The organism is Arthrobacter sp. UYCo732 (assembly GCF_040547265.1).
GTDB lineage: Bacteria > Actinomycetota > Actinomycetes > Actinomycetales > Micrococcaceae > Arthrobacter.
In genome coordinates this window covers 87710-95103 of record NZ_JBEPPJ010000015.1, presented here as the reverse complement: position 1 = coordinate 95103, position 7394 = coordinate 87710, and the positions used below count along the sequence as shown (strand labels likewise).

At 62.9% G+C, this 7394-nt stretch carries 5 protein-coding genes; all 5 read right to left on the bottom strand.

All coding sequences use genetic code 11. The features are described 5' to 3' along the window. Nucleotides 1-96: 96 nt before the first annotated feature. Nucleotides 97-1155, bottom strand: a complete 1059-nt coding sequence (locus ABIB45_RS16845; protein ID WP_354216988.1) for a Gfo/Idh/MocA family protein — start codon at nt 1153-1155, stop codon at nt 97-99. Between the two features lie 157 nt (nt 1156-1312). Next, on the bottom strand, nt 1313-3031 hold the full coding sequence (locus ABIB45_RS16840) for an ABC transporter family substrate-binding protein (RefSeq protein ID WP_354216987.1): 1719 nt from the start codon (nt 3029-3031) through the stop codon (nt 1313-1315). Nucleotides 3032-3080: 49 nt separating this feature from the next. Next, complete coding sequence (locus tag ABIB45_RS16835; RefSeq protein WP_354216986.1) at nt 3081-5318, bottom strand: ABC transporter ATP-binding protein; 2238 nt, start codon at nt 5316-5318, stop codon at nt 3081-3083. Next, on the bottom strand, nt 5315-6289 hold the full coding sequence (locus ABIB45_RS16830) for an ABC transporter permease (RefSeq protein WP_354216985.1): 975 nt from the start codon (nt 6287-6289) through the stop codon (nt 5315-5317). Before ABIB45_RS16830 ends, ABIB45_RS16835 begins: the two co-directional genes overlap by 4 nt. 2 nt (nt 6290-6291) lie before the next feature. Further along, nucleotides 6292-7275: an ABC transporter permease gene (locus ABIB45_RS16825; RefSeq protein ID WP_354216984.1), complete on the bottom strand. Its 984-nt coding sequence runs from the start codon at nt 7273-7275 to the stop codon at nt 6292-6294. Nucleotides 7276-7394: the final 119 nt, after the last annotated feature.

The window sequence follows — 7394 nt, the reverse complement described above, 5'->3', positions numbered from 1 at the left end:
TTCAAAATAATTTAGTGGCTACAAATGTCGGTACAAAAATGGTCCTTCCCCCGGAATCCAGAAGGAAAACGAGGAAAGGACCAACGTAACTTCAGTTTAAGCCAGGTCCCGTGCTCCTTCTATGAGTTTAAGGACGTCGACGGCGGCTGTTGGGTCTACCGGGAGCGGCAGTACGGAGGTGGTTCCGCCGGCGCGGATCTTGTCCGCCAGCAGCCGGTAGAACTCCGGATAGGCGCCGCGTTCGGTGGGCAATGCGTCCAGGTGGCCGTCGCGGCCCAGCACACCCGCCCATTCCGGGGCTTCAACGCCGTAATCTGAATCCAGCGGGCTGCCTCCGGCCACGATGTACGGTTCCTGCGGGTCGATCCCGTGCTTGGTGAAACCGCCGGTGGAGCCGAGGACGCGGAACCGGGGACCCTGCTGGGCGCAGAGCTTGTTCATGGCCAGGTGGCTGAGGACGCCCGACTCGTGCCGCAGGACCACAAACGCGTCGTCGTCAGCCTTCTCCTCGGGCCTTCGGATTCGAAGTTCAGAATGGACCACCGTGGCGGGCCCGAACAGCTGCAGGGCCTGGTCGATCAGGTGGGTGCCGAGATCGAACAGCACACCGCCGCCGTCTGCCGCCGTCGCGCTGGCTTTCCAGGCTTTAGAAATCTGGGGAGTCCAGCGCTCAAAGCTGGATTCAAAGCGCGTCACGTTGCCCAGCGCGCCGCCATTCAGAACCTTGCGGACGGTCAGGAAATCCCCGTCCCAACGCCGGTTGTGGAAGACCGTAAGGACCCGGCCCAGCTGTTCAGCCAACGCGATGAGGTCCTGCCCCTGGGCGCTGCTGACGGCGAAGGGCTTGTCCACCACAACGTCCAGGCCGGCCTCCAGCGCAGCCTTGGCTAGCGGGAAATGGGTGGCCGGCGGCGTCCCCAGCACCACGAGGTCAAGGTCACCAGCCAGCTCAAGGACGGCACCGCCGTCGCGCACGGTTTTGATGCCCGGGTAACGCTCCGTTGCGGCAGCCTGGCGGCCGGCGTCGGACGTTGCGATGACTTCCAGCGAGTAGCGGCTGTCCGCCGCGATGAACGGCGCGTGGAAAACGCTTCCGGAGAGGCCATAACCGACGACGGCCGTCCGGATGGTGCGTTCAGGTTCAGGCCAGGTCATAGGGTAAACGCTACCTGCACGCTCTCTCACTTCCTGCATGTTTAGGACGTACGCTCTCGCACCCTTTAAGGGTCGTTGACCGGCGACGGCCCGACGGTGAGCGAGCGTCCGGGAAAAACCAGCAACACGTGAGAGAGCGTCCGATGGGGCGGGAGTTCTACTTCTTTACCCAGCCGAGGGTGGTCCAGTCCGGAACCTGGGACAGGCTCTGGAAGAGGGACGGGCCGTAGTTGGCGAGGCCGGTGCGAACGAATGAGATCTGCGGGCCGTTCATCACCACACCCATGGAGAAGTACTTCGCCATGTGCTCTTTTTCAACGTCCATTGCTGCCTTGTTGCGCTCGGCGTTGTCCTCGATGGAGGCCAGGGCGGCGATCTTCTTGTCCAGCTCGGCATCGCCCAAGCCGTTCAGGTCGGTCTTGGAGTCGTAGTACTGCTTGACGGCATCCGTGGCGTCGGGGCCCACGGTGTAACCCGAGACGCTGAGGTCGAACTCGCGTGAGCCCAGGACTTTGCCGAAGTCGGCAGATGCTCGCTGATCGATGCCAACATCCATGCCGCCGGCCTGGAGCTGCTTCTGCAGGGTCTGGGTGAAGGCGAGGGTGGTGGGATCGTCACCGAAGTTGCTGATCTTGAAGGCGGCAGGCTTGCCGTCCTTCGCCATGATGCCCGCGGAGTTGGGTGTGTAGCCGGCATCAGTGAGCACCTTCTTGGCTGCGTCCGGGCCGGTTTCCTTCACGGGGTAGTTGTCCTGGTAGTAGTCGGAGAAGGGCAGGAGCATCATGGAGCCGGAGCTGGGCTCTTCCCAGTTCAGGCCGTTGAAGCGCACCTTGCGGAGAGCCTCGCGGTCAACCGCGGCAAAGATCGCCTTGCGCACGTCGACGTCGGTGATCCTCTTGGCGTTGATGTTCATGCCGCCGGCAAACAGGCGCTGGCCGCGGCGAACCTCTGCGTCCTTGGTGCCGTCGAGTTGCTTGTAGAGGGAGATGGTGTTGGCCGACATGCCGTCGATTTCGCCGTTCTTGAAAGCAGCGACCTGTGCGCTCGTCTCCAACTGGCGGAAGACCACGCTTTCCAGGATCGGTTCAGTGCCCCACCACTTGTCGTTGCGTACCAGGCTGACCGTCTTCGCGGCAGCATCGTACTGGTTCAGCTTGAAGGGACCGGCCATCCACTCGGGGTGCATATTGCCGTTGAAACCTTCGTTGAAGATCTCGGGGGTGTTCACGGCCGGGTGGATCAGGCCGAAGAAGAGGGAGTCAATGGGGTAGACCGGCTGGGTGGTCTTGACGATGACTTCCTTGTTGCTGCTGCCGGCCTCCACCGATTCAACGAACTGGTACGCACCGGAGCTGACGATGTCGTAGCCCGCGTCGGGGCTCTTCAGGACGTTCCAGGTGTTCTGGAAAGCCCTGACGTCGATCGGCGTGCCGTCATTGTAGGTGGCCTTGTCATTGACCTTGATGGTGATGGTCTGCTTGCCGTCGACCACTTTGCTGTCCACAGACTCGCAGAATTCCTTGTTGGGCGTGACCTTACCCGCGAAGTCGACCTTCCAGCAGCCGCCAATGCCTCCACCTGTGACCGCGACTGGATTTATCGGGGCCATCAGTGCGGAGTTGTCCGAGCTGTTACCGTTGTTGGAGAACCCGTTGAAGTCCGGCCCGATGCTGCCAAGCGGCAGGGTGACCTTGCCGCCCTGCTGGAGATCGGCTGCAGGCTTTTCGTTAATGCTGATGAGCTTGGAGAGGTCGCTGCCTGCCCCCTGACCCTTAGCGGTTTCCGGTCCGGTGGGCGAGCCTCCACCGCCGCAGGCCGTCAGCGTGAGGGCCGCGGCAATGGCCGCGGCTCCGCCGATCTTGGTCAGATTCCTCATAATTTTCCCTTCATAAGTGCGGGTGGTGCTTGTGATGAGTGTATGAAAGCTAGGGTGCATTGTGGTCCACCCGGTCGTAGACAACCACCATGTCCGGCTCCAGCTCCCCGTCCGGGAAGAAGCAGGCGAACTGCTGGTCAAGGGGCGCGGTGGGTCCGGCTTCGAGGGCCTGCACGGCGGCAGAAGGGCGCACAGCTTCCAGTGGCGGCTCGAGGGTGAGGCACTTTTCCTGCTTCGCGGCCGGAAGCGCAGTATATACGGGGCACCGGGTGGCGAAGTTGCAGCCTTTCGGGGCGTCCAGTGGCGAGGGAGGGTCGCCCTGCAGGATGATGCGTTCGCGGGTGCGCTCCAATTGCGGATCCGGAACGGGGATGGCTGACAGCAGGGCCCGCGTGTACGGATGGCGCGGGTTGTCAAAGACCCGGGCCACCTCGCCGATTTCCACGATCTTGCCGAGGTACATCACAGCCACGCGGTCGGAGATGTGCCGGACCACGGAGAGGTCATGCGCCACCATCAAGTAGCTGAGGCCCAACTCGGCACGGAGCTTGTCCAGGAGGTTGATGACCCCGGCCTGAACCGAAACGTCCAGGGCAGAGACCGGTTCGTCCAGGACCACGAGCTTCGGGTTGACCGCAAGGGCACGGGCAATGCCGACGCGCTGCCGCTGGCCGCCGGAGAACTGGTTGGGGAACCGGTTGACGTGGTCAGGCTGCAGCCCCACAAGCTTCATCAGTTCCATGATGCGCTTCTTGATGGCCGGCCTGTCCATGCCTGCGTTCTGGAGTGGTTCAGCCAGGACCTCGTAGACGGTGAAACGCGGGTCGAGGGCTCCCGTGGGATCCTGGAAGACCATCTGCATTTCCCTGCGCATGGCACCCTTGGCCTTGGCATCGACGGCCTGCTTATTGCTGATGCCGCCGATGACCACCTCGCCGTCCTGATCCTTGTGAAACTCCATGATTTCCAGGAGGGTGGTGGTTTTGCCGGAACCGGACTCCCCAACGATGGAAAAGCATTCGCCTTCGCGAATGTCGAAGCTCAGGCCGTCCACCGCTTTGACGGTCCCGATGCGTCGCTTGAGGAGGGCGCCCTTGGTCAGCGGAAAATGCTTGCGGACGTCTCTGAGTTCCAGCACGGTGGCACGTTTCCCGCGGGGAATGGCGTCAAACCGGGACATCGGAACCGGAGGCGCCGAGAAGATTTCCAGGGCATCCGCACCCGCACCAAGCTCGTCGGACCGGATGCAGGCCGCCCTGTGCCCGGCGTTGCCGTCGGCTGCCAGCAGCGGCGGTTCGCCGGCGAGGCAGGCGTCTGTGACCAACGGACAGCGCGGCGCAAAGGAGCAGCCGGTGGGCGTGTGCAGCAGGTTCGGCGGGATCCCGTCGATGGGGACGAGCGAGGATTTCTCCGCGACGTCCACCCTAGGCACCGCGCCGAGCAGGCCCATGGTGTACGGCATCCGCGGGTTGTAGTAGATGTCGTCCACTCCGCCGGTTTCCACCGGCTTCCCGGCGTACATCACCATGATGTCGTCGGCGATGCCCGCCACCACGCCCAGATCGTGGGTGATCATCACGACGGCGGCGCCCGTTTCCTCCTGCGCCGTATGCAGCACCTCCAGCACCTGAGCCTGGATGGTGACGTCCAGCGCCGTCGTCGGCTCGTCCGCGATCAGCACCCGGGGATTGTTGGCGATGGCGATGGCGATCATCACGCGCTGGCGCATGCCGCCGGAGAACTCGTGGGGGAAGGCTTTGAGCCTGTTCTTTGGGCTGGGAATGCCCACCATGGCCAGAAGTTCGACGGCGCGGGCTTCCTTCGCCAGTTTGCTCATGCCCGGATTGTGGATGGTCAGGGCCTCGGCGATCTGTGCTCCCACCGTGTACACCGGGGTGAGGGAGGAGAGCGGGTCCTGGAACACCATGGCCATGTCGTTGCCGCGGTGCGCACACATGGCTTTGTCGCTAAGGCCAAGCAGTTCCTTGCCGTTGAGCCGGACCGAGCCGGAGATCTCCGCCGTTGCCGGCAAGAGGCCCATGATCGCCAGCGACGTCACCGATTTGCCGGACCCGGATTCCCCCACGATTCCCAGCGTCCTGCCCGGCAGCAGGTCGAAGTCCACACCGCGGACCGCGTGCACTGAGCCGTTCTCGGTGTTGAAGCTGACGTTTAGGTCCCGGACGGACAGCACGGCGTCCGACGGCGCGTTCAGGCCTGCGACGTGGAGCCGTTCGACGGTCGTCCGGGCGGCGTCAGCCGGCTCAATGAAGGTTCCGTTGCTCATTTGCCCTTCCCCTGTCCGCGCTTCTTCCTGGCTTTGCCCACTGAACTGGAGCTCGGATCGAAGGCGTCCCGCAGGCCATCGTTCATCATGGCCAGCGATCCGGTAAGCAGAAACATCACCATCAGGGGAACCCAGAACATCCACGGGAAGGTCTGGACCTGCGATGAGGCACCGCCGATCAGGACGCCAAGGCTGATATCGGGAACCTTGATGCCGATACCGATGAAGGAAAACGCGACTTCGGCGAGGATGGCTCCGGTGACGCCCCGGGTGACGTCCAGGACGAGGAGTGACCCGATGTTTGGCACCAGGTGCCGCCACACGATCCGGCGCGGCGGCACACCCATGTACTGGGCCGCCTTCACGAAGTCCCGCTGCATCAGGGACATGGACATGGACCGGATCAGCCTGGCGGTACCCATCCAGCTGAACACCAGGAGCACAATGATCAGCAGCAGCCAGGACGGCAGGTTCTGCTTGAAGTTCGCGCCGCCGCCGCTCGTGGCAACCGCCACCACCAGGAGGGCGGGCATCATGATGAGCGCTTCGAGGACAAAGAGCATGACCCTGTCCACTTTGCCGCCGAAATAGGCCATAGTGCAGCCGTACACTGCCGCTATCAGGACGGAAACGAGTCCCACGATCAGGCCGATCAGGATGGAGATGCGGGTGCCTTCAACGGTCATGGCGTAGAGATCTATGCCCGCCTGCGACGTTCCCAGGAAGTGCTCCCCGGAAGGTGGCATGGCAATGTTGAAGGGATCGATGGTCTCCTTGTCCCACTGCGTGAAAAAGCCGCCCACGAAGGAGAAGACGGTCAGCGCCAGAAATATCGCCAGCCCCGCGACCGCCGTCTTATTGCGCATAAAGCGGCGGAAGATGATGGTGGACTTGCCGATCACCGCATCGGTGCTCTCCAGATGCGCGTCCTGGGCAACAGCTGCCGGGTCAACGGCGTTGAGGTTCGTCATGGTTACTGCACCCGCACTCTCGGGTCAACAAGCGTTGTGGCGAAGTCGGCCAGGATGGCGCCAAGGGCGAAGATCACCGAGCCGTAAGCAAGGGTGGCCGTGGCAGCATTGACGTCCTGCAGGGAGATGGCGTCGATGCTCCAGGACCCGACTCCGGGCCAGGCAAAGATCTTCTCGGCGAAGAAGCCGCCGGCAAAAATGGCGGGAATGGTAAATGCGATGCTCTGGGCGACGGGAATAAACGACACCCGAAGGGCGTGCCTGGAGATGGCCTGGTTGCGGGTCAGGCCCTTGGCGCGGGCCGTCCGGACAAAGTCCGCGTTGACGTTGTCCAGCAGGTACTGCCGCTGCGCGATTTGATACGAACCCCAGCCGACCAGGGTGATGGCGATGGTGGGTACCGCATAGTGCGCCAGCATGTCCACGAACTGCCCCCACCCCGGTGCCATGCCGGGAGTGGAGATACCGGTGACGAAGAAGATGCGTTCACCGACGGTCTCGTTGATGTTGATGGCACCCAACTGCACCAGGAAGTACGCGATGGGTGCGGGCACGATGTAGGCAAGGTAGCTGTAGGACGTGATGGCCCGGTCCTGGAACTTGTACTGGCGGGCCGCCGAATACACGCCGAGGGCAACGCCGATGACCAGCGTCAGAATGATGGCAGCCAGGAAGAGCCGGGTGGAGATCCAGACGCGGTCGCCGAATTCGGCGTTGATATAGGCGCCGTTGGGGCTGCGCCCCCAGTCCCAACGGGTCACAATGCTTATCAGCCACTCCACGTAGCGCTCCCACGGGCTGAGATCCGGGTCCAGCCCCTTCAGGCGCATGGAGTTGGCCACCTGCTCAGGGGTGGGCCGGGGAATCCGCTCCTGTTCAAGGAGGGCTGGCTTGAGGGAGCTGACCGCCAGGAAGTATCCGGCCGAAGTGGTCAGGAAAATCATAAAAATGTAGGTGATGCCACGTTTGGCAAGGTACCGGAGCATATGGCGTCTATCTCAGGATCGAGGCCGCTCGGGGTGCGGAAGGAATCCCCAGCGGCTCGTCCTGGTGGGCCACCGGATAACTTGCCTTGACTTCATCCATGTTCCAGATCCTTCCGATG